Genomic DNA, 22948 nt, shown 5'->3' on the forward strand with positions numbered 1-22948 from the left:
CTCCTTAAAATGGAATATCGTCATTATCAACAGGGAAAAATCCATCGTCATCGTTATCGCTCTTTGAAAAATCATTTTCGTAAGCAGAATTTACTGGTCCTGGGCTAGCCATGCCAGCTTGATTGAATCCGCCTTGGTTTTGGAAGTTGTTTTGATTAAATCCAGCTTGGTTTTGGTTAAAGCCGCCTTGTGCTTGTCCCCCACCTTGGCTAGATCCAATAAATGTAAGATTATTTACTACAACGTCTGTTGTGTAAACTGTTCTTCCATCTCTTTCGTAACTTCCAGTTTGGATTCTACCTTCGATTCCAATTTGGCTGCCTTTTTTGTGATAGTTTGCTATAAGCTCAGCAGTAGCTCCAAAAGCTGTACAAGATACAAAGTCAGCAGTTGGCTGATTGTTAGCTTGTGCTTCTTGTCTCTTTTGCTTGCTTAATCTTCTATCTACGGCAACTGTAAAACGACACATTGCTGTGCCAGTTTGTGCGTAACGAAGTTCGGGATCTCTCGCTAATCTTCCGATTAAACATACACTATTCATAAAAACTCCTTAGTCTTCAACCTTGATAATCATTTGTCTCATTACTGGGTCCATGATTTTCGCTACTCTGTTGATTTCAACTATATCTTCTGCTTTTGTTTCGAATTCATAGAAAATATAGTAAGCTTCGTTTTTGTAGTCGATTGCGTAAGCTAGTTTTTTCATTCCCCATTCATCAATGTTATTGATTTTTCCGTCTTTTTCGATTACTTTTTTAAGTCTATCGAAGGAAGCATTTCTTTTTTCTTCTTCCACTTCAGGATAAAACATAATCACCGCTTCGTATTTATTCATACTTTCACCTCCTTATGGTCTTCGGCATAGTATTTAAACTATGCAAGGATTTCAATCTTTGATATTATATATTAAAGAAATTGCTTAGTCAAGATTTTATTTAAAGAGGTATTTATGGAAGTTAAATCTATTAAAGTTAAAGAAAAAAAGACTATCGCCCTTGTTGCCCACGACCACAAGAAGAAGGAACTTCTTGATTGGGTAAAAAGACATGAAGATGAACTAAGAGGTCACAAGTTTATTGGGACAGGAACAACTGCAGCCCTTATCTCACGCGAGACTTCTCTCGACGTCAAGAGGCTTGTGTCAGGTCCCCTAGGTGGCGACCAACAGCTTGGCGCCAAGATATCAGATTCACAAATTGATATTTTAATTTTCTTTTGGGATCCCCTTGAGGCACAACCTCACGACCCAGACGTCAAGGCCCTCTTAAGAATTTCAACTCTCTACAACATAGCCCTTGCTACATCAGCAACAACTGCCGACTACATCTTGTCATCCCCAATGTTTAGTAGCGAGTATGAAGTAGAAATTTTGGACAATGAATATTCTGTGGAAGACAGAATTTCAAAAAATGATTTTGATTGATTAAAATTAAGGCGACCATCAGTCGCTTTTCTTTGTGATAAAATATTTTTATTGGAGGTTATTATGACAAATATGTTAGATAGATTTTTAAAATACGTGTCTTTTGAGACAACAAGCGACGAGGCTTCAGAGTCTTGCCCATCAACTGAGAGGCAGCTAGCCCTTGGCAATTATCTAGTCGAAGAGCTAAGCTCTCTTGGTATCGAAGCAGAAATTGATGAGAATGGTTACGTCTATGGAAGGATCCCTGGCAGGGTCAAGGCAAAGAAAACTGTGGGCTTTATTGCCCACATGGACACAGCTCCCGACATGTCTGGAAAAGATGTCAAACCAAGAATTATAGAAAATTATGACGGAGCTGATATTAAACTAAATGACGACTTCACAACAAGTGTGAAGGACTTTCCTTTCTTAAAGGACTTAAGGGGACAAACTATAGTAACTACTGATGGAAATACCCTACTTGGGGCAGACGACAAGGCAGGCATTGCAATTATAGTTTCTGCTGTGGAAGAGATTTTAAAGGATCCCGACGCAAGCTATGGGGACATAAGGATTGCCTTTACTCCTGATGAGGAAATTGGCAGAGGGGCAGACAAGTTTAATGTTAAAGACTTTGGGGCAGACTTTGCCTTCACTGTTGACGGTGGACCTCTTGGCGAACTTGAATATGAAACCTTTAATGCAGCTTCATGCAAGGTGGAAATCCAAGGGAAAAATGTTCATCCAGGATCTGCCAAGGACACCATGGTAAATTCTCAACTTATTGCCATGGAATTTAATTCTATGCTTCCTGTCAATGAAAGACCTGAATACACAGAAGGCTACGAGGGCTTCTCCCTTCTACTTAGCATGGAAGGTTCTGTTGAGTCCACAAGGATGTCCTACATCATCAGGGACCACTCAAGGGAAAAGTTTGAAGCTAGAAAGAAATTATTTGAAGATATTGCTGACTTCTTAAACAAAAAGTACAAGGACAGGATAAAAATTGAAATCAAGGACCAATATTACAACATGAGGGAAAAACTTGAGGACCACATGGAAATCATCGACTTGGCAAAGGCTGCCTTTGATATGGCAGGTGTCGAGCCAGTGATTGGACCAGTAAGAGGTGGAACTGACGGATCAAAACTTTCCTTTATGGGGCTACCGACTCCTAACATCTTCACAGGCGGCTACAACTACCACGGTCGCTACGAGCTTGTGAGTCTTGACCAAATGGAAAAGTCTAAGGAAGTTGTGAAAAATATAATAAAATTATTAGTTGAATAAGTTATGAATCACCAGGCGACTGGTGATTTTTTATTTTTAATTTTTGTAGGGTTATGTGATTTTATTTTTTTATTTTTATGAAGTCATAAGATTTTATTTTTTTATTTTTATGACTTACTAAGTTTTTATAAAGTCATAAACTTTTACAAACTCCCAGAAAACTACTAACTAATAAAAATCTACAAAAAAAGAACCCTCGCGGGTCCTCTTAATTTTTATTTGATGTAGTTTTTGAAGAAGTCTTTGAAGTCTTGTTAGGATTTGAATTTTCATTGGAAGGCTCGTTTTCATGAATTGCCTCTTCCTTTAACTTGTCCCTAAGCTTCTTGTCCCTCATCTTTTGTTCAGCTTCTGCCCTCTCTGTCTCTGTCATGTTTGCAAGCTCTTCTTCTGTGTAGTCCCTTGGCTCTTCTCCTTGGACCTCAGAACTATTTCTAAGTCTTTCTAGTTCAGATGCAACATACATAGCGTCCTTCTTGTCAACAAAGTAAAGAGGAGACCCCTTCTTTGTGCGACCTGGTGCTGTTGACATCCCTATATTTTCCCTATCAAGGGTTACACCATAGTAGGCAAGGTAGGAAAGTTGTCCGTAGTTCATATCAGTTTCAATATGCTTGTTGGCAATGGAAACTAATTTCGGAAGCTTAAGAAGCATCCTTGGTGACTTCATCTTGTCGAAGATCTTCATTATAAAGCCTTGTTGGGCCTTAATCCTGTCAAGGTCTTGGTCCTTGTAAATTTTTCTAATTCTAAGATATTTAACTGCATCTTCTCCATTTAATAGGTGAAGACCCTCTTCAAAATTAATTACAAGAGGCGGTATAGTTGAAGGATCTGTGTACTTGTAGGCTGGAGTGTAAACTTCCACACCACCAATGGCATCAACAAGTTCCTTTACTGCCTCGTAGTTAACTGTGACGTAGTGAGAAATTTTTATACCCAAAAAGTCTTCGACACTGGAAACTTGTAGATCAATTCCACCACGAGAGTAGGCTGCATTCATCCTGTAGTTGTCATAACCCTTTAACTTGTAGTATGTATCTCTAGGTATGGATAGGAGTCTAACCCTGTCGTATTTTGGATCAATTGATAGGAGCATAATGGTGTCTGCCCTCTTGGAGTCCTCGTCCTTTTCATAAGTAACTTCACTTGAATCAATTCCAACTAGAAGGATGTTTACAATGTCTTCGTTCTCGTTAAAGATAGAAATTTTTTCTGGTTCTTGCACTTGATCTTTATTATTAAGTTTGTTTTCGTTAGCTAATTTTTGTCCTCTTGGTGCAAATATAAAGGTAAGTCCCAAAGCCCCAAGGAGGAGTACAACAGTAAGGAATACAAATATTCTGTAAATATATTTCATATTAACCTCCTAAACTAAGTCTATATAAAATAAGACAATATTTCAATACTTTTATTATTGTGCTGGTTAAAGTTGCACTTTGGGGTAAAATATAGGTATGAAAATATTATTAGATGCAGATGGTTCGCCCATAAGAAAAATAGTTGAAGATCTCTCAAAAAAATATGGAGCAAGGCTGGTCACTGTAAAAAATTATAGCCAGGACTTCACGCCATCCTATGGTCAAGTCGTGGACGTAGACATCTCCAAGGAGGCAGCCGACATCTATATAGCCAACCACGCACGACAGGGTGATCTTGTCATTACTAACGACAGGGGACTTGCCTCTCTTGGACTTTCTAAGGGTGCCAGGGTCCTGGACTTCCAGGGCGACTTTGTAGATGACGACAACATCATGAGCCTACTTGCCAGCCGTCACTTCAACAAGAAAATGAGAGACAGGAATATTTACTCTAATATTCCTAAGAGGGAAAAATCGCTAGACCAAGATTTTTATAGGTCGCTAGATAAATTTTTGGAGGGAATAAGTATGTTAACACTTTTTGTTTCAAGTCTTTGCCCAGACTGTCCACCGGCAATAGAGGAAATTAATAAGAAGGAAATCAAATGTGAAATTGTGGATATAACTTCTTCTATGGCAAGTCTCAAAAGGTTTTTAAAGGAAAGAGACTTCTCAGATGCCTTTGATGAGATTGTAGAAGAAAATCGCGTTGGGGTCCCTTGCCTTATGCGTGATGATGAATTTTTCTTCTTTGATGGAGACTTGGATGAATTTTTAGGAGGATGAAATGGAGTTTAAAGATTTTATAGATTTAGCAAAAGTCAGACAATCCTGCAGGTCCTATGACCCTGACAGAGAAGTTGAAGTTGAAAAACTCGAAGCCTGCCTTGAAAGTATGAAGCTCGCTCCTTCTGCTTGCAATGCTCAACCTTATTTTTATTACCTCGTCCATGGAGATGAGGCAAAAAACATTAGAGACCACTTGCAACTAGGGACAATGAATTCTTTTGCCAAGGATGTAAATGCCTTTGCCATAGTGACAGAAGAAAATTACAACCTCACTGCAAAGATCGGATCATCCGTCAAGGACCAAGACTACAAGTCCATTGACATTGGAATCTCTGCAGCCTACTTCACAGCAGAAGCAACTACTCTTGGACTATCAACTTGCATCATGGGTTGGTTCGACGAAGACAAGCTCAAAAAATACCTTGGCACTAGGTCGAGGATTAGACTTGTCATTGCCATAGGTTACGCCAAGGACGACAAAATTCGCGATAAAAAAAGAAAATCTTCTGACGCAATTTATAAAATTATATCAGAAGATAAGTAAATTTATGACTAGGTCTTATGGCCTAGTTTTTTTATTTTTACATAAGGGGCCTGATGTAGCCAAGCTCAAGAGCAATCTTGTAGGCTTCAATAGCGTTCTTGGCACCTAGCTTTGCGTAAATATTTGCTAAGTGGTTGTAGATGGTCCTCTCGCTGATGTAAAGCTTGTCTGCAATTTCTTTTTTGGTCAAGCCACTCAGAACTTCTATCAAAATCTCTTCTTCTCTTTTTGTAAGAGGCTCAATTATTTTTTCATCCTCATCAAAAGAAATTTTTTCATCTTTGTAGACCTTCTCTAGTCTTTCTATGACCTCATCCACATCAAGGGACTTGTTTATAAAGTCTCTGGCACCCTTCTCAAGGGCAAGTCTCTTGTAATTTATCATGTCGTAGGAAGTTAAAATCACAATTTTTTTGTTTTTATCGTGGATTTTATCTAAGATGTCAAAGCCCGTCTCCTCTTCCTTGAGGTTTATGTCCAAGAGGATGAGGTCGTAGTCTTTTTCCACTTCTTCGTAAAAATTTTTTATGCTACTGGTGTAGGTGCAAGAAATTCCTCTCTCTTCCAAGAGGACCTTCAGGCTCTCACCAAAAATTTTGTGGTCATCTAATAAAAGAATTTTCATCTCTGTACCTTCTTATTTTTATTCTCGTGTAAAGACTTCCCTTCCTGTCCTCGTAGGCAATTTCTCCTTCCTTTGTCCTAATTAGCATCTTCAAAAGAAGGACTCCCCTCTTGGAGTCTTGGATGTTTTTAAAGTCTTCTTCTCTCATACCGTCGCTTTCAACTTCCATAAGTATAAAGTCCTCATCTTCATAGAGCCTATAAAAAATATAGGTGGCCTCTGAGTGCTTGTAGATGTTGTTGACAAGCTCCTTGGTAATAGTTGAGATAAGTCTAACTTCTTCCTTGCTTGCACTATCTCTTAGGTCATCAGAAATTTTTTGGTCTATCTTAGTTTTCTTCTCTGGATAAAGGCTGGCAAGATTTTCAAAAACTCCCTGAATGTTTTCTTCTATGCCAAAGTCCTCGAAGAGCCTTGTTTGATAGAACTTCATTATCTTCCTAAGCCTTCCGTTTAAGTTGGTAAGAATATCTCTTGCCAGGTCCACTCTCGGTTCTGACAAACTTAAATAATTTTTTGCAGCGAAAATATCTTGGAGGACTTCATCATGGATAAGTCTTGCAAAGTTCTCACGTTCTTCGCCAAGATATTCAGACATATAAAAAAGTTTAAAGACTTCTTCATAGACGTCTTCCCTGTCCCTTAAGAAAAGGTAAAAGAGGAGGCAGTAAGCAAAAAATATTATTTGGTAGAAGATGTGAATCACAGGACCCTCAAGGTCAAGTAGATAAATTATGGCTGTGAAGACAAGGAGGAGGACAAGACTTGCCACCTGGGTCATCTTCCTTGAAACTGGAAGGACGCTAATGTGTCTGGCTCTATTAGTTCTTAGATTCTTCTTAATATAAAATAGACTGGTTCCAAGTCCCAGGCCCATAAAAATTATTGGACTTAAATTTTTATTTAGGGCCAGGGCAAAAAGGAAAAATGAAAGAAAAATAAAGGCTCCGTGGCTTTTCTTATCTTCTTCCTTGCTTATCTCTGTGTGAATAAATCCGTAAATAGTCCCTATTATTGAAAAACTCATTAAGTTCATTAGGGCCTGGTTGTCTATTAGGTCCCCAGCTTTATAAAGCCAAGCCCAATAAAAAATTAGGGCAAATTGGCAAATTATAATTTTTAAAATTCTCTTCCCCATCAAAAGTAGGTCACTCCAATTCTCTCCTTATTCGTCCTAAGGGCAACAAAAATATTTATAGTAATTAAAATTAAAAACTTGCTTATCAAGTACAATTTTATCATAGAAGTAAAAATATAAATATTGATTGAGACCATTAAGATGAGGATGCCAAGAAGAATTATCTTGTTTTGGATCCCCGCCATCTTGTTCATGTTTACTGTGTTTAAAATTTTTAGAATTAAAAAATTTGTGTAAAGTCCTGATGTAAGTAAGAAGTTAAAAATTTCAAGGACACTGATTCTTGTCTTAAAGGAAAAAAGTAGGATAGCTGGCAAAAGTGTAATGAGGCTAGATAAGTAAATAGCCCCAAAATATTTTATGACTAGGAACTTTATCCCAAGACCATTAGCAAGGACAAACTCAATTTTTTTCTTGGCCTTGTCTTCTTGCAAGCTAGCCTTAGAAAACTCTAGGGCAAAAATTAAAAACAAGAAGGCAAGACCTTCTATACCCATGAGCCTAGATATGCTTAATCCCTCTTCAAGGGAGAAGCTGGAAAGGTAGGTAAATACAAGTCCAAAAAAGGCCATTAAAAGGGCATTTTTGTCTAAAGTTTTTTTAAGATCTAGTCCAATTAATTTTATGACCAAACTGATTTCACCTCCATGACACTTTCATTGTCCATTTTTTTAATTTGGTAAAAGGAATAGGCAGCTAAAACAATAGTTGCAAAAATATTTATTCCAAGTATAAAAATATTCACATCTAAGTTTTGTCTTTCAAAAATCAATATAATCTTTTTAGAAAATACACCAAAGAGATAAATCAAAAGACTTGTTGAGAAATAAATTAGATTTTTGAAAAATTTAAAATTCTTCCTATACATTGCCATGACGTTAAGGGTCAAGATCAAAAAATAATGAAGGCCTATGCATGAAAGGTAGAGAGCGACAAAGGATTTTCCCAAGTCACAAATAACATAAGTTCCAAAAAAAATTACAAAGGACGGAAGAGATGAAATCCTCCAATTTTCTATGGAGTAAGCCTTGATGATTTCTCTAACGTCAAGTCCAGTCCCAAGCAAAAACTCCAACCTTCCACTTAGCTTGTCCTTGAGACTTAAGTTTACAAGGATGGTGTTGGACCCAATTATCCCAAAACCAAGTATGAGGGCGTAGGTCATGAGGATAATAAAATCCTCTCCCTTGTTCGCAAAAAGAAATTTGTAAAGACCGAGAAGGTAGGCAAAGGTGATGACAAGAAATAAAACTGTGTTGATGATAACTTCCCTGTCCCTAAAGATTAGGTATCTGGCTGTCTTGTTTAAAGCCTTGTCCTTCATTTTGATCCCTCCTCTATAAATAAGTCCTCAAGATTTTCTCCAAGCTGAGAAACTTCCTTGGTGAATAAAATTTTTCCATCCTTAATCATAGTCACAAGGTCTGCAACTTTTTCAATCTCTGACAAGTCGTGGGAAGTTATGACTATGGTCTTGCCCTGGTCCTTTAAAATTTTTATAATTTTTCTAATTTCCACTCGAGATAGGGGGTCTACTCCCGAAGTCACTTCGTCAAGGAAGATTATGTCCCGATCCATTAGGACAATGATGAGAAGTGATAGCTTCCTCTTCATACCCTTGGAGTACGTTGACACCTTCCTGTCTAGGTCATCAGTGATTCCCAAGATGTCGGCATAAGTCTTGTAGCCCTCCTTCCTAAAATTAAAGTAGAGAGAGTAAATATTTATATTTTCAATCCCAGTCTTGTCCTCGTAGAGGTAGTCATTTTCAAGGAGCATGGCATAGGATCCCTTGACTTCCACATGGCCCTTGCACTTGTAAATTCCTGTCAAGATCCTCAAGAGACTTGTCTTGCCAGACCCATTGGGACCCACAAGAGCGTGGACTGTCTTTTCCCTTATAGACAAAGAAAAATCACAAAAGACTTCCTTGTCCTTAAAGGCCTTCTCAATATTTTCAACAAGTATTATGTCTTTCATATTGCCTCCTTAGCTTGCAAGTCTCCTGTGATTTTATTTTTTTATTAAGCTTTATTTTTTAATTTTAATAATTCAAAAACTTTAAGATGGATCCCAAAAATATTAGGATGATGCCCAAGTATTTTTTCTTTTTCCTATCTTTCTCCAGGAGAAAACTTGCAAAAATATAAATTCCAACAAATATAATAATATTTGAAAGTGTAAAGTATTTCATTTCTAACTCCATTCTAATTTTTTATGGTCATAAGTTCATGAGTAATAACTGCAAACTTTATTTATTTTCGATTATACTGTTTTTATATTTGCTTGTAAAATTAAACCCCCAAAAGAATTTTTTGGGGGTTAGATTTCTAATGATTCAATTGACGAGTAAAGATAGGCCTTATTCAGGTGCATTTAATTTAATGTTTTCTTCAATACCTGTTGGGTCGCCCTTCTTAGCTTTTTCTAACATTTTAGTGAAATATTCTCTTGTGGCATCATCACAAGATGCTTCTGACATATAAGGCATTTTCTTTGCTTTTTCTAATTCTCTTAAGGCTTTCTCTGCTCTTTCCGGATCAGTTTTGTAGGTATTTAACCATTCCTTTTCCCAAGCAGCTTCCCAATACATACTTGCTCTTGTGTTTCCAAATCCTTTTTGGTAGACTGAGCCGTCTTTCTTTTCGTCGATTTCTTTTGGCACTTCGTAGCCTTCTGGCCAAGTAAGATTTTTGCAAGTTTGGGCAAATTCATTTTGAATTTCTTCATAGGATACCATTCCAGTTGAATAGTCTGCTGCATTTGCTTTACTGCAAGCAGCTAAGCCTAAAGCTAATACTCCTACTAGAACAATTGAACTTATTTTTCTTTTAAGATTTCTTTTCATTTTTTTACTCCTTATCTTTAATAATTTTTATGCCCTAAGTATAGCAAGTAAAAATTACAAATCTTCTAAATAATTCATACAAGAAATCAAAAAAAGACTTACAATTTTATAATAAAAAAGAGGAGGCTAAGCTCCTCAAATTTATTTAGATAATTCTTCCTCCATAGCCTTCACAAGTTCTCTGAATTTTTCTTCTTCAAGACTTGTAAAGCGACCTAGGCTTGGTGAGTCTAGATCCAAGACTCCTATAACTTCATTCTTAACAAGGATTGGCAAGACTAATTCTGAATTAGATGCCGAGTCGCAGGCAACGTGCCCTTTAAAGTCATGAACATTTTCTATCCTCATAACTTTTTTATCCTTCCAGGCTGCCACGCAAACTCCTTCTTCAGCAAGTCTTGTGCAAGCAGGTAGACCTTGGAAGGGTCCTAGGATTAATTCATTTCCTCTTACAAGATAAAAGCCTGCCCAGTTTAAGTCTTCCACCACATTGAATATTATAGAAGAGATATTTGCCATCATGGCGATCATGTCAGCCTCAGTTTTTATTGTGGCTTTGCCAAAGTCCACCATGTAGTCAAGTCTTTCCTTATTGTCTAAGTTTTCTATTCCCTTAAGTTCTAAAGTCATATTTCCTCATCTTTTGTAAACTACATTTCCACCAACGATTGTCATCCTTGGTTTAATGTCTTTAATTTCCATTGGGTCAATTGTAAAGATGTCTTCGTCTAGGACTACAAAGTCAGCCAAGAAATCTTTTTTGATCCTTCCCTTGATGTCTTCTTGGAATTCTACGTAAGCAGATTCTACTGTGTAGGCATAAATGGCCTCGTAGATGTCCACGCACTCCTTAGGATAAAATCCTCCTTCAGGATTTCCCTTCTTGTCCTTACGAGTTACTGCCATGTAAATATTTGGGAAGGGATTTAGATTTTCAACTGGGGCATCAGTTCCATAGGCTACGTGAGCACCAAGGTCCTTTAGGCTCTTGAAGGCATAGGATGTGGAGGCAAGTTCTTTGCCACACCTATCTTCCACAACCTTCATATCGTAGTCTAAGAAGATTGGTTGTGCCATTACGCAGATGTCATCTCTTGCAATTCTTTCAACTAATTCTCTATCAGTGATTTGGCAGTGAACGAGAGTGTGGCGAAGTTTGTTTTCTCCATCGACAAAGGAATCTTCATAGCACTTAACTGTGTCTTCAATGGCCTTGTCCCCAATAACGTGAGTTATAACTTGAAGGTCGTTTTCTGATGCAAGCTTGACATACTTTCTCATCTCTTCGTCCTTGATCCAAGGAAGTCCGTGATTGTCCCTGTCATCATTGTAGCCATTACGCATTAGGGCAGTCCTTGCACCAAGGGATCCATCCTTAAATAATTTCAAAGGTCCAAGCTTTAAATAATTTGTGTCATATTCCTTGTCCTTATTAGAGTACTCTCCGTCAGACAAATATTTTTCAAATTCACCAAAGTCGTTAAAGCAAACTTGGTGTCTGTATCTGATTTTTTTATTTTCCTTGTAGATATCCTTTAAAAGTTTAAAGGCTACAGGTCCATTCATAAAAGTTGTACCAACGTCATTTGATTGGACTGATGTAAGTCCACAAGACACTGCGTAGTCCATAGTTTCTAAAAGCATTTCACGTCTTTCTTCAAGGGTGAAGTCTGGTATTACATCCTTGGCAAAGTTGCAGGCATTGGCTGTGTAGACCCCAGATGGGTAACCGTCATCGCCAATTAAAAATTCACCATCAGGATATTGTGGGCTATCCTTTGTTAGTCCAAGGATTTCTATGACCTTGGTGTTTGATGAAACTATGTGACCGCAAACTCTTTCAAGAACTATTGGAATTTCTGTAGAAATCTTATCCAAGTCAAATCTATTTGGTATCCTCTTGTCTCCCTTAAAAAAGTCTTGGTTCCAACCAAGGGCATGGATCCCCTTTTTGCATCTCTTTGGATTTTTCTCCATGAAAAGTTTACATCTTTCAATCATTTCTTCAATGGACTCAACTCCCTCAATGTCAACTTGGTTCATGCTTTCGCCAAATTGCATAAAGTGAAGGTGGGAGTCATTGAGGCCAGGTATAACTGTCCTGCCCTCAAGGTCAACTTTTTCTACATCATCTTGGTCATATTTTTTTACAAGGTCTTCTGTTTTTCCAACTTCTTTTATAAATTCTCCTTCAAGATAGATTGCCTCTTGAAATTCATCCCTATTGACATAAACTTTTCCGTTGTAAAATAATTTTTTCATCTTATCCCTCGTTTTTCTCTCTTTTAAGTTTCGCATCAAAAATCATATAAGTGATTGCACCAAGGATTGGAACTATAAGTCCAGTAAGTCCTGTGATTGGATCTTCAATTGCACCTTGGACAACAAGTCCTGCAAAGATTAGGGCTGTAATAACTACAGACACAGGGTAGAACCAAACCTTGTAAGGCCTTTCAATCTTTGGATATTTTTTCCTAAGGATTGGCACACATAAAATTGTAAGAACCGAGAAAATCATTCCAGTGATTACAACCATGTTAGTAAGTTGGTCAAGGTTTGATGAAAGCACAAGTAGACAAGAGAATACACATTGTACAATCATTGGGGCAGTTGGAACCTTATACTTTGGATGAAGTTTTGCAAAGGACTTGAAGAAGTGACCTTCAACTGCCATGGCATAGTACATTCTTGGTTGAGCAAGAATAAGTCCGTTAAGAGTTCCAAACATGGCAAGAATCATGCCGGCACTAACAATTATTACTCCTGCGTGACCAAATACTCTCTTGGCAACTTCTGTTCCAAGATATAAGTCGCCAGAATCTATCATTGATACGATTTCTTCGTGAGGTATAACCTTCATTATTGCAAAGTTAAATAAAGTATAAAGAACTGTGATACCACCAATACCAACTATTAGAGCAAGAGGTAGGTTCTTGTGAGGCTCCTTTATCTCTTCTGCAACTGTGTTCAAGTTAGTCCAACCTTCATAGGCCCAAAGAGTTGCAACAACAGCTATGGCTATCATGCCAAAAATATTTGTTCCACTTGTCCTTGAGTATTCAAAAGCTGTTCTAAGACTTAAGTCTGGGCTAACCTTACCTACAAAGAGGGCTGCTATCATTACTAATCCAATGGGAACAAGCTTTGCCACCATGGAGAGGTTTTGTAAAATTGCTGAAGCCTTAACTCCAAGCATGTTGTAGATAGTTAAAACAATTATCAAAGTTATGGCTGCCATCTTAATTCCAAAGTCAGAAATTTCAAAGAAACTTTTGAAAACTGACATCAAGGCAATAGCAACTGCGGCAACGGAACCTGGTCCACCAACTAACCAGTCAGTAAAGCCAGAAATAAATCCAACTATTGGGTGGTAGGCTTCGTTTAAGTAGACAATTCTTCCCCCAGCCTTTGGCATGGCAGTACCAAGTTCTGCATAGCAAAGACCACCAAATAGGGTGATAAGTCCTCCAATAATCCAACAGACAAGGGCAAGGCCAGAGTTCATGCCCGTCCTTTGTAGAACATAGGAGCCAAGATAGAAGATACCTGATCCTATCATGATCCCGCCAATAATGCTTACGCCGCCAAAGACACCAATTTCTCTCTTAAACTCAGTAGTCTCTGTGGTTAATTTTTCAATGTCCTTTGAATTATTATTCATAACACACCTCTTTCTTTTTTCTTCTCTTATTAATTTTTAGTTTTTAAAGCTGTGAACTGGAGCTGGTATATATCCACCACGGTTGGCAAACCTGTCAGCACTACCTGGATGAACTGGGACAATAGGAGCAGATCCTAATAGGCCACCAAAGGTTGCCTCGTCGCCAACACCTTTGCCAATAACAGGTATAAGTCTAGCAGCTGTAGTCTTTTGGTTAATAATTCCAATCATGGCTTCGTCAGCAATAATTGCAGCAATAGTAGTTGCCTTTGTGTCTCCTGGGATTGCAATCATGTCAAGTCCAACAGAGCAAACGCAAGTCATAGCTTCAAGCTTATCAAGACCTATGTGACCATTTCTTGCAGCTTCAATCATTCCTTCGTCTTCACTCACTGGTATGAAGGCACCAGATAAGCCACCAACGTGGTCAGATGCCATGATGCCACCCTTTTTGACAGCGTCATTTAACATGGCAAGGGCTGCAGTAGTTCCGTGACCACCTGCAAATTCAACTCCAATTTCTTCTAGGATTCTTGCAACGGAATCTCCTATTGCTGGAGTTGGAGCAAGGGATAGGTCGATTGTTCCAAAGGGAACTCCAATTTTTTGGGCAACTTCAGTACCAATTAATTCTCCAAGTCTTGTTATCTTAAAGGCTGTCTTCTTTATAGTTTCTGAAACAACGTGGAAGCTTTCTCCCCTAACCTTTTCTAGGGCATACTTAACAACACCAGGACCAGAAACTCCAACGTGAAGGACTACATCGCCCATTCCAACTCCGTGGAAGGCACCTGCCATAAAGGGATTGTCCTCAACTGCGTTGGCAAAAACAACAAGCTTAGCACAACCAATGGAGTCTGCGTCTTTAGTTAAGTTTGCAGCTTCTACAATTTTTTCTCCCATTAGCTTAACTGCATCCATGTTGAGACCATTTTTTGTTGTACCAACATTTACTGAAGAGCAAACTTTTTCTGTTTCAGCAAGGGCAGCAGGAATTGAGTTTATTAAAATTTCATCAGCAGGAGTCATTTCTCCATGAACTAGGGCAGAGTAACCACCGATGAAGTCTACGCCAATTTCCTTTGCAGCAGCATCAAGAGTCTTTGCAAATTCTATGTAGTCTTTATCATCAGTTGCACCAGCGATTAGGGCAATTGGTGTAACAGAAACCCTCTTATTTACAATTTCAACACCATACTTGTGACCAACTTCGTTTGCATATTCAACAAGGTGCTTGCCATACTTTGTTATCTTGTCGTAGATCTTCTTGCGGGCAGCATCCCCGTCTTTGTCTATGCAATCTAGTAGCGAAATCCCAAGAGTAACTGTCCTAATGTCTAGGTTCTCTTGGTCCAACATTCTTACAGTTTCTAAAATTCTTTGTCTATCCATGTCTGCTCCTTAAATTTGGTGCATCTTGTCAAAGATACCTTGGTGTTGAACTCTTATAGAAAGGTCTAGTTCCTTGCCAAGTTCTTCATAAGCGTCAACAACTTCTTGGAATTCAACGTTCATCTTAGTTAAATCAACAATAACAATCATTGTGAAGTAATCATCTAAAATTGTTTGAGTGATATCAACAATGTTTAAATCAAATTCCACCATCTTCTTTACTACTTCATATACAATACCTATCTTGTCACTACCTATTACAGTTATAACGGCTCTCATAATTTCCCCCTTAAATAAAATTACAACTATTATACCATAATTTAAGACTCTAAGACCCCATTTCTTGTTGTATTTAACCTAACTTTATTATAATATCTACTTAAAGGAGGTAGACATGAAGAAATTTAAATTTATTGTTATTTCATTAATTGCAATTATATTTTTTACAGGATGTAATAAAAATAAAATTTCCAATGAAGAAAAAATAGCTGAAAAAAAGAAAATAGAAGAGTCAGAAAAATTTAGAAAAGATTTGAGATATAAGGAAGAGTTAGCCAGGGATAAAATTTCAAAATTATACATATATAGGGAAAATAAAAAGGAAAAAACTCAAGCTTCAGAGATTGTGGGAGAATTCAGCACTTTCGACTATATGAGAGTTTTAAAAAATTCTGAACTTACAGATGAAAGTGTGAATAAAAGTGAAAATATCTCGGGAGATATAATAATTTCTAATCCTTCAAGGGAGATAAAGCTCTCCAGAAAAAAAGAAGATGGAATATATAAAAATGAAGAAATCAAAAAAATCTCTTCAGTAATTATAAATTCAGAAGAAAATTTAAGGGACAAGGCCCTAGGCCTTTTGCTTTCAAATCAAGTTCGAGATATTGAAACTATGAAGAATCCTGGTGACTACCAAGTTTATTACACTCATCTCGTTAAGGACTTCTTTGAAGATGGGAAATTAATTTTTCTTGCGACTGTAGTTAATCAAAATTATTCCTACAAGAATGGAATTTTTAATAGCGAATCTGGCTACACTAGTCCTATGGAACTTCGCTATGTTTTAGATCAAGATAAAAATTTTGTCCTTGATGAAAAGATCGAAGCTATGGATGGAGCAGGATACGGACCTTCTATTCAAAAAATGGCTAGGGGTGACGATGACATCTCTGGCAAGTTGATGTTTGCTGGTGAAGTAAAAGAAAATTATGATAGCTTAATGGAAGAATTATTTTACAAGGCTCAGGAAAGTGGACTAAAGGACTTCACCCACAAGCTTGAAGATATTCCAGGCTATGAAAAAGATGTAGTCTACATCGAAAAGGGACCAAACCATATTCCAGGTACAATAGAAATAGCCAAGAAAAAAGACTACGAAGAAGCAAAGGAGAAAGTAGGAAAAGAAAACTGGACCTATTGTGAGGGAGTAGTTTATCACAAGGCCACTGGCATTGCTGTAAAAGGCATAATTGATTATTTTGAATGAAACAAAAAGACCTGGTTTTTAACAAACTAGGTCTTTCTTAATTTTTTCTCAAAAATTTATAAATTTACTTGCAAGCTTCAATAAACTTTTGGAAAATCATATTCATTTCCTTGTCGTCGTACATCATTTCTGGGTGCCATTGGACTGCAAGGGCAAATTTTTTGTCCTCTAAGTAAACTGCTTCTATTAGTCCTTCTTCTGATAGGGCTGCCTTCTTTAGTCCCCTACCAAGTTCGTTTATTCCTTGGTGGTGGTAGGAGTTAGTCCAGATTTCTTCTCTTTTAAAAATATCAAAAAGTGGAGTGTCTTCTAAGACCTTAAGCTCATGTGATGGTTCGTTTCTTAGCGAATTACTCATTGAGTGAGCTGGGAAACCTGCTGATGGTAGGTCTTGGTGGATAGTTCCTCCAAGTGTCACGTTTAAGATTTGAAGTCCCCTACAAATTCCCAAGAAGGGTATGTCCTTTTCAAGGGCATATTCTGTCATAAAGATTTCTTCGTGGTCTCTTATGTTGTCGAACTTACCAGCCTTGCCAGAGTTTCTCTCGTTGTAAGTCCTTGGATTTACATCGTGACCACCTGATAAAAGTAGGCCGTCAATCTTATCTAAAACTGTTCTCATGTCTTCCATAGTCTTTATGTTTGGAATTAAAATTGGAATCCCGCCGTTTCTTTCAACTGCTCTAATATAGTCTGCTGCTATAAGTTGCCAGTCTTGGCCTTCTACTCCAATTTGTCCAACGTCATTTTGAGAAATATCTCTTAGTGAGTTAACAGAAATTCCTATAATTGGTTTCATAATCTTCCTCCCTCTATTTATTAAACTCATTATAACAAAGACTTATAAAAATTGTAATAGAATAACTTATAGTCTAGCTTCGTTGCCTAAAAAAATATATTAATATATAATCAATACGTTAGAGGTGTTTTATGAGTTTAAATAAACAATTTTTTAAGTTTGTAATCCCATCAATTATTGCCATGTGGGTCTTTTCTATCTACACAATCGTAGACGGATTTTTTGTTGCAAACTTCGCCGGTGAGTTGGAGTTATCGGCTGTAACAATAGTTGTTCCCTACGTGAACTTCTTGTTTGCAATTGCAATTATAACTGGTGTGGGATCACAAACCATTATAGGAATAGAGCTGGGCAAGGGCAACAGGGACGAGGCCAACAAGGTCTTTACCTTTATAATTTTGTTTATCCTTAGCTTTTCAATAATACTTGCCCTTATTGGAATAATTTTTATGAACCAAATAATAAGTTTTTTGGGAGCAGACTCAACTTTGTTTCAGCTTTCTCATGATTACTTATCTGTCATTGTATTCTTTTCGCCCTTCTACATTATCGCCTATGCCTTTGAGGTCTTGGTAAAGGTAGACGGCTTTCCTAAGACTGCAATTATTGGCGCCCTTTCAGCCTGCCTTACAAATATAATTCTAGACTATGTTTTAATAGATAAGTTTCAATTGGGTGTAAGGGGAGCTGCCCTTGCCACAGGTATTGCACAATTCTTGTCATGCTTCATATTTTTTATCCACTTCAGGGCTGCCAAGGGTTACCTTCGTTTTGTAAAGATAAAAATGGAATTTAAAGAAGTTGCTCATTATCTAAAGACGACTGTTATCTATGGCTTTGGAGAATTTATCTCTGAGCTAAACACAGCAACTTTTGTCTTTATCTTTAACCTCTTTATAATAAAATATCTTTCACCTGAATACCTTTCTGCCTACGCAGTTATAAATTACATGTCCCTATTTGCCAACTCAACCTTCCAAGGAGTTTGCCACGGGACCCTACCCCTTCTATCCTACTATCACGGATCCAGGGAAAGGGATAAGTCTATAAAAATTATTAGGATGAGCTTTATCTTCGTCTTTATAATTTCTGTAATTATGTATTCCATTGCCTACTTTGGGGCAGAAAGCCTCTTCAATATGTTCTTGGAGAACAAGAGTATGATTTCATCTTCTATTAGGCCAATGAGGATCTACGCCCTTATGTATTTATTAGCAGGTCAAAACTTATTTATTGCATCCTTGTCATCAGCCATTGGAGAGCCTCAGTATTCCATTATCATAAATATTTTGAGGGGATCAGTATCCCTATTCATCTCCATTTATTTAATGGTCCACCTCTTTGGAGTGAGATTCCTCTTCTTTGGAGCAGGAGTATCAGAGCTAGTGGTATTTGTAATTGCCCTCTACTCCCTAAAGAAGATGCTAGATAAGTCTGCTTTAAGACTTAAAGAAGGATAAAATTTGTAAATATAAAAAAAGGAAGTCACGTGACTTCCTTTTTTTATATTTACAAAGGCTTGCTCGTTTTTATTTGAATTTATTTATACTTTGAAAATGATTGTTTTTATTAAAGTATCTAAGAATGGCTTGACTATATATATAGAATGGACTTAGGTACATGTAAGGGATTAATTGGTACCAAGTTATAAATAAAAGGAGGTAAAAATGAAGAAAAAATTTTTATCTTTATTTCTCGCATTAATAATGATCTTAGGAGTGATTCCTATAAGTATTTTTGCTGAAACAGGAACGCAAAAATATACAATCACTTTTATAGCATCAAAGGATGTGGGCAATAGAGATTATGGTATCGAGGATATCGATGATAAAGAAAGTGTCAGTGTAGAAGGTGGGCAGTACTATCGTTTTAAAAACCAAGATTATGAGCTAAGTTACTACATTGACGGTAAGGAAGTAGATGGAATTAATCCTACAAATAATACAAGTGTCTATGTAGGTGTCAGCGGTTGGGTGAAAAATTATTACCCTGTAGAAGAATTCGCTAAAAAACCTGAGGGCTATGTAGTTGCTACATTTAACTCTGGTGAACATGGAAAATTTGTTGGTTACAAGGGTTCAGGTTCTGTATCAGAAAGAAAGTTCTATGTTCCAAAATTTAAAGAAGTGGATTTAAGTCATGCTGTTTATTTTGTTGATATTGACAAGGGTTGGGTTGATAAGGGCTATGATAAGCCTTCAAAAGAAGGTTCCTTTAACAAAAACCTTAAGGGAACCTTTACAAGTGATACTAGCTTTAATGCTCAATATGAAGAAAAAAACTTTACACATAAGTTTATTAAAATTAATAATAAAGAGATTACAAAAACTCTTCCTGCTCAATCTCTATATGGCGACTTAAAAATAACAGCAGCTAAAGCCAAATCATCTAGCCCAGGTGACGGATCTAAGTTTATAGGCTGGCAAGAATACTCCATTGTCAATGGAAAAGAAGAAAAGGGCCGCTTGCTTGACTTCAACCAATCAAGTTATTGGCCTATAGATGGTCCAAAAATTTTTAGAGAAATTTGGTCAAAAGACCATCAAGTTAAATTTTACCAAGAATATGGTGATTGGCCTGATTTAGAACTTGTAAAAAATGAAGAAAAAATAAAAAGTAGAAGTAAGAGTAATTACAATAAGTATTATGAAATCACAAATCTAGGTTACTTTGACAATAGTAATGGTAGATGGATTCCACCTACTTATAACAAAAGCAAAGAGTTTGACTTGGATACTCCAATAAAACGAGACTATAATATTGTAGAAGTTTATAGTTTTTCTCGTAGGAATAAAGATTTAACACTTTTTGTTTCCACATTCCCTAAAAAGGATTACGACATTTCTAAAGAAGGAGAAAAGACAGTAGATTTGACTGGACTTGTTGTTGGTATAAAAAAGGGCGACGAGATTAAATATATCCCTTACGAAAATCTTAAAGCCCAAGGAATTACTACAGAACCAGAGCAAGGGGACCCTGTTGAAACCCTTGACGGTAAGTCAATAAAAGTTACAAAGGGAGACAACTTCGCATACTCTAGAGAAACCTTTAAAGTAAAGGATGACGGATTTAAGAAAGATTCTATTGCATCTATAAAGATAGCAAGTCAACCAAAGCTTGATTACAAGTATGATGGCGACGATGAAAAGGCAAAGACATTAGATTTGTCAGCTTTAAGTGTCGAATTAAAAGATTCAGAAGGCAAAACTAGAACTGTTGAATTTAAAGATTTTGACTATTATGGTTTAACTACAAACCCTACAAATGGAAAAGTTTTAACTAAAGAAGATAACGACCAACCTGTAAAAGTTAGTCTTAAATCTGACGATAGTAAGTTTGCTGAAACAAAACCTTTAAAAGTAACCACTTCTATATTTGATACTAAAAAAGTTGCTTCAATCGCTTTTGCAAAAGATATAAAGACTAATTATATTGTAGATCAAAAGCTTGATCTTGATAGCTTAAAAGCAGTCCTTACAGATGAAAATGGAAATACTAAGGAAGTTCCTTATTCAGATTTTGCAAATAACAAAATCACACCTAAATTTGAAACTGGTGATTTGGATAAAGCCTTAACTAAAGAAAATAATGGCAAAAAGTTATCTCTTACTTTAGCTGGAAATAACACTCCTGCTGAACTAAAAATTTCCGTTGTAGAATTTAATTCTTCTACGGTTAAATCTATTTCTGTTAAAACACAACCAAAGCTAGATTATTCTTCTGGAGATAAATTAGACTTATCCGGACTTGTTGTAGTTCTAAAAGATGAAAATGAAGCTACAAAAGAGGTTCCTTTCAATGAATTTGCAAATAATAAACTTACTACATCACCAGAAAATGGAACTCTTATTGAAAATCAAAAGGGTAAGATAAAAATTACATTTAATGGAAAAATATCTACAGAAACAGAACCATTAAAGGTAACTTATATTAAACCTGAAGAAAGAATTTCAACAAAAGAAGAAACAGTTACTGAAACAATACCTTTTAAAGTTATTAAAAAATCAGACGATACACTTCTTCTTGGCGAAGAAAAAACTGAACAAGAAGGTGTAAATGGAAGTGCAGAAGTTAAGTATAAGGTAACATATAAGGGTACAAAAGAAACTACTAGGGAAGAGCTATCTAGAAAAGTTAAAACTGCAGCAAAAGATAAAATTATTAAGGTGGGTACTAAGCTAGCAGAGGCAGAAGAAAAATTTATCACAGTTGAAGAAGACATTCCTTTCAACATTCAAGTCATAAATGACGAAAACTTTAAAGGTGAAAAGCCAGAAGTTTCTGGTGGAGTTCTTGGAAAGAAAAAAGTAACTTATAAAAATAATAATGGTCAAAAAGGTGCCCAAGTTAGTGAAGAACCACTTTCTCCAGCACAAGACCTTGTAATTAAAAAGAAACCTACACAAGAATTACCTGAAAATCTTCCTAAAGAATTTACTGTTACAACAACAGAAACTATACCTTTTGAAACTGAAATAACAAAAGACGCCACAAAAGATGTTGGAACTAAAGAAGTTACTCAAAATGGCGTAGACGGCAAAAAAGTTACTATTCAAAAATATAAGCTTGAGGGAAATCAGTATATTCCTGATGGTCAACCGAAAGTTGATGTAACACCGGCTCAAAATTAAAAGATAACAATTGGAACTAAAGAAGTTACTGTAGACGTAGAGGAAAAGGATGTTACAGAAAAAGTAAAGATTCCTTTTGAAACTGAAAGGAAAAATAATCCAAATCTTGAAAAAGGACAAGAAAAAGTAGTACAAGAAGGTATAGACGGTGAAAAAGAAATAACTTACACTGTTAAAACTCGTGGAAACGAAGTACTTTCTAAGACTAAAAAATCTGAAAAAGTAATTAAAGAAGCTACTCCTAAAATAATAGAAGTAGGCACAAAGGAAAGTGAAAGTCCAGCTCCAAGCCCAAATCCTAGTTATGATTGGATTTATCCAAATTATAGACCAAGATATTATTGGGATTATCAAAACCTAAGTACAGGTGTAACTACAAATAATAATATTAAGAATAAGGTTACAAAAACTATTTCTGAACCAATTCAATATGTTCTAAAAATTGACAGTAAGATTTATGAAAGAATTGTTAACGGACAATCTACAAGACTTAGTCTTGATGTTGCTCCAATTATCCAAAACAGCAGAACAATGCTTCCTATGAGATTCGTTGCTGAATCAATAGGAACTAAAGTTGAATGGGATAAGGCAACAAGAACTGCAACCTTTACAAAAGATGGAATTGTTGCAAAAATTCAAATTGATGGAAATAAAATTGTTTTATCAAATGGTGAAACTATAGTTATGGATTCTAAACCTCTTAATATTAATAATAGAATACTACTTCCTATTACTAATATTTCAAGGGTATTCAATATGACAAATGGAAACACTACTGACGGAATAGCTCAAGATATTGAATGGAATGCAGTAGAAAGAACAGTAACTATTAATGTTAAATAATATTATTTGTGTTTGTTTTTAAATTTTTATAAAACAGTATAAGAGAAAAGACGAGGATTTCTAAATGTTTTCCTCGTCTTTTTTTATTTTTGTCGCATTGAATTTTACAACCTATCATTTCAAAAAATGAGTC

24 protein-coding genes are annotated in these 22948 nt (G+C 36.4%); 8 read left to right on the forward strand and 16 right to left on the reverse strand.

What is annotated here, in order from left to right; genetic code table 11:
• Positions 1–4 precede the first annotated feature (4 nt).
• Together M9426_RS04275 and rpsF are read right to left on the reverse strand one after the other, a co-directional pair.
• Positions 5–541 carry a single-stranded DNA-binding protein gene (locus M9426_RS04275; RefSeq protein WP_060799888.1) on the reverse strand — a complete coding sequence of 179 codons (537 nt, stop codon included), beginning with the start codon at positions 539–541 and terminating at the stop codon, positions 5–7.
• 9 nt (positions 542–550) lie between these two features.
• Positions 551–835 (reverse strand): 30S ribosomal protein S6, encoded by a 285-nt coding sequence (gene rpsF / locus M9426_RS04280; protein ID WP_005957107.1) that lies wholly within the window; start codon positions 833–835, stop codon positions 551–553.
• A 114-nt stretch (positions 836–949) separates the two neighbouring features.
• Between rpsF and M9426_RS04285 the strand changes: the two genes are divergently transcribed.
• The gene (locus tag M9426_RS04285) at positions 950–1423 is read left to right on the forward strand and encodes a methylglyoxal synthase (protein WP_005957064.1); all 474 of its coding nucleotides are present in this window, start codon (positions 950–952) and stop codon (positions 1421–1423) included.
• Positions 1424–1486: 63 nt separating this feature from the next.
• Positions 1487–2695, forward strand: coding sequence for a peptidase T (pepT, locus tag M9426_RS04290; protein ID WP_250342574.1), 1209 nt, complete (start codon positions 1487–1489; stop codon positions 2693–2695).
• 208 nt (positions 2696–2903) lie between these two features.
• On the opposite strand, the gene M9426_RS04295 is transcribed toward pepT, so the two are convergent.
• Positions 2904–4055, reverse strand: a complete 1152-nt coding sequence (locus tag M9426_RS04295) for an LCP family protein (protein ID WP_250342575.1) — start codon at positions 4053–4055, stop codon at positions 2904–2906.
• Positions 4056–4152: 97 nt separating this feature from the next.
• Here M9426_RS04295 and M9426_RS04300 point away from each other — a divergent pair, with 97 nt between their 5' ends.
• Positions 4153–4842 (forward strand): DUF188 domain-containing protein, encoded by a 690-nt coding sequence (locus M9426_RS04300; protein WP_250342576.1) that lies wholly within the window; start codon positions 4153–4155, stop codon positions 4840–4842.
• A 1-nt stretch (position 4843) separates the two neighbouring features.
• Entirely contained in the window at positions 4844–5389 is a 546-nt protein-coding gene (locus M9426_RS04305; RefSeq protein WP_060799893.1) for a nitroreductase family protein, read from the forward strand.
• Between the two features lie 37 nt (positions 5390–5426).
• Here the strand turns inward: M9426_RS04305 and M9426_RS04310 are convergent, their stop codons facing one another.
• From M9426_RS04310 to M9426_RS04365, 12 genes are all read right to left on the reverse strand, one after another.
• Complete coding sequence (locus tag M9426_RS04310; protein WP_250342577.1) at positions 5427–6014, reverse strand: response regulator transcription factor; 588 nt, start codon at positions 6012–6014, stop codon at positions 5427–5429.
• Positions 5992–7152: a sensor histidine kinase gene (locus tag M9426_RS04315; protein ID WP_250342578.1), complete on the reverse strand. Its 1161-nt coding sequence runs from the start codon at positions 7150–7152 to the stop codon at positions 5992–5994. The genes M9426_RS04310 and M9426_RS04315 overlap by 23 nt, the downstream gene beginning before the upstream one ends.
• The gene (locus tag M9426_RS04320) at positions 7152–7784 is read right to left on the reverse strand and encodes a hypothetical protein (protein WP_250342579.1); all 633 of its coding nucleotides are present in this window, start codon (positions 7782–7784) and stop codon (positions 7152–7154) included. The genes M9426_RS04315 and M9426_RS04320 overlap by 1 nt, the downstream gene beginning before the upstream one ends.
• Positions 7775–8476 carry a hypothetical protein gene (locus M9426_RS04325; protein ID WP_250342580.1) on the reverse strand — a complete coding sequence of 234 codons (702 nt, stop codon included), beginning with the start codon at positions 8474–8476 and terminating at the stop codon, positions 7775–7777. The genes M9426_RS04320 and M9426_RS04325 overlap by 10 nt, the downstream gene beginning before the upstream one ends.
• Positions 8473–9132, reverse strand: a complete 660-nt coding sequence (locus M9426_RS04330) for an ABC transporter ATP-binding protein (protein ID WP_195444558.1) — start codon at positions 9130–9132, stop codon at positions 8473–8475. Before M9426_RS04330 ends, M9426_RS04325 begins: the two co-directional genes overlap by 4 nt.
• A gap of 64 nt (positions 9133–9196) precedes the next feature.
• Positions 9197–9346: a hypothetical protein gene (locus M9426_RS04335; protein ID WP_195444556.1), complete on the reverse strand. Its 150-nt coding sequence runs from the start codon at positions 9344–9346 to the stop codon at positions 9197–9199.
• 168 nt (positions 9347–9514) lie between these two features.
• Complete coding sequence (locus M9426_RS04340) at positions 9515–10000, reverse strand: hypothetical protein (RefSeq protein WP_250342581.1); 486 nt, start codon at positions 9998–10000, stop codon at positions 9515–9517.
• Between the two features lie 141 nt (positions 10001–10141).
• Complete coding sequence (locus tag M9426_RS04345) at positions 10142–10630, reverse strand: free L-methionine (R)-S-oxide reductase MsrC (protein ID WP_250342582.1); 489 nt, start codon at positions 10628–10630, stop codon at positions 10142–10144.
• A 6-nt stretch (positions 10631–10636) separates the two neighbouring features.
• On the reverse strand, positions 10637–12262 hold the full coding sequence (locus M9426_RS04350; RefSeq protein WP_250342583.1) for an amidohydrolase: 1626 nt from the start codon (positions 12260–12262) through the stop codon (positions 10637–10639).
• 1 nt (position 12263) lies between these two features.
• Positions 12264–13661: an APC family permease gene (locus M9426_RS04355; protein ID WP_250342584.1), complete on the reverse strand. Its 1398-nt coding sequence runs from the start codon at positions 13659–13661 to the stop codon at positions 12264–12266.
• 36 nt (positions 13662–13697) lie between these two features.
• Entirely contained in the window at positions 13698–15053 is a 1356-nt protein-coding gene (locus tag M9426_RS04360; RefSeq protein ID WP_250342585.1) for a PFL family protein, read from the reverse strand.
• Positions 15054–15062: 9 nt separating this feature from the next.
• Positions 15063–15332 carry an ACT domain-containing protein gene (locus tag M9426_RS04365; RefSeq protein WP_060799906.1) on the reverse strand — a complete coding sequence of 90 codons (270 nt, stop codon included), beginning with the start codon at positions 15330–15332 and terminating at the stop codon, positions 15063–15065.
• Between the two features lie 115 nt (positions 15333–15447).
• Between M9426_RS04365 and M9426_RS04370 the strand changes: the two genes are divergently transcribed.
• Complete coding sequence (locus tag M9426_RS04370; RefSeq protein WP_250342586.1) at positions 15448–16542, forward strand: hypothetical protein; 1095 nt, start codon at positions 15448–15450, stop codon at positions 16540–16542.
• A gap of 64 nt (positions 16543–16606) precedes the next feature.
• Here M9426_RS04370 and M9426_RS04375 read toward each other — a convergent pair whose 3' ends face one another.
• Positions 16607–17341 (reverse strand): gamma-glutamyl-gamma-aminobutyrate hydrolase family protein, encoded by a 735-nt coding sequence (locus M9426_RS04375; RefSeq protein ID WP_195444549.1) that lies wholly within the window; start codon positions 17339–17341, stop codon positions 16607–16609.
• Between the two features lie 131 nt (positions 17342–17472).
• Between M9426_RS04375 and M9426_RS04380 the strand changes: the two genes are divergently transcribed.
• The 3 genes from M9426_RS04380 (at position 17473) to M9426_RS09330 (ending at position 22815) form a co-directional block, all read left to right on the forward strand.
• Entirely contained in the window at positions 17473–18801 is a 1329-nt protein-coding gene (locus M9426_RS04380; protein ID WP_250342587.1) for an MATE family efflux transporter, read from the forward strand.
• A 207-nt stretch (positions 18802–19008) separates the two neighbouring features.
• Positions 19009–21972, forward strand: coding sequence for a G5 domain-containing protein (locus tag M9426_RS04385; RefSeq protein ID WP_250342588.1), 2964 nt, complete (start codon positions 19009–19011; stop codon positions 21970–21972).
• Between the two features lie 9 nt (positions 21973–21981).
• On the forward strand, positions 21982–22815 hold the full coding sequence (locus M9426_RS09330) for a stalk domain-containing protein (RefSeq protein ID WP_353961336.1): 834 nt from the start codon (positions 21982–21984) through the stop codon (positions 22813–22815).
• Positions 22816–22948 lie beyond the last annotated feature (133 nt).

The organism is Peptoniphilus genitalis, from assembly GCF_023614525.1.
GTDB lineage: Bacteria > Bacillota > Clostridia > Tissierellales > Peptoniphilaceae > Peptoniphilus_A > Peptoniphilus_A genitalis.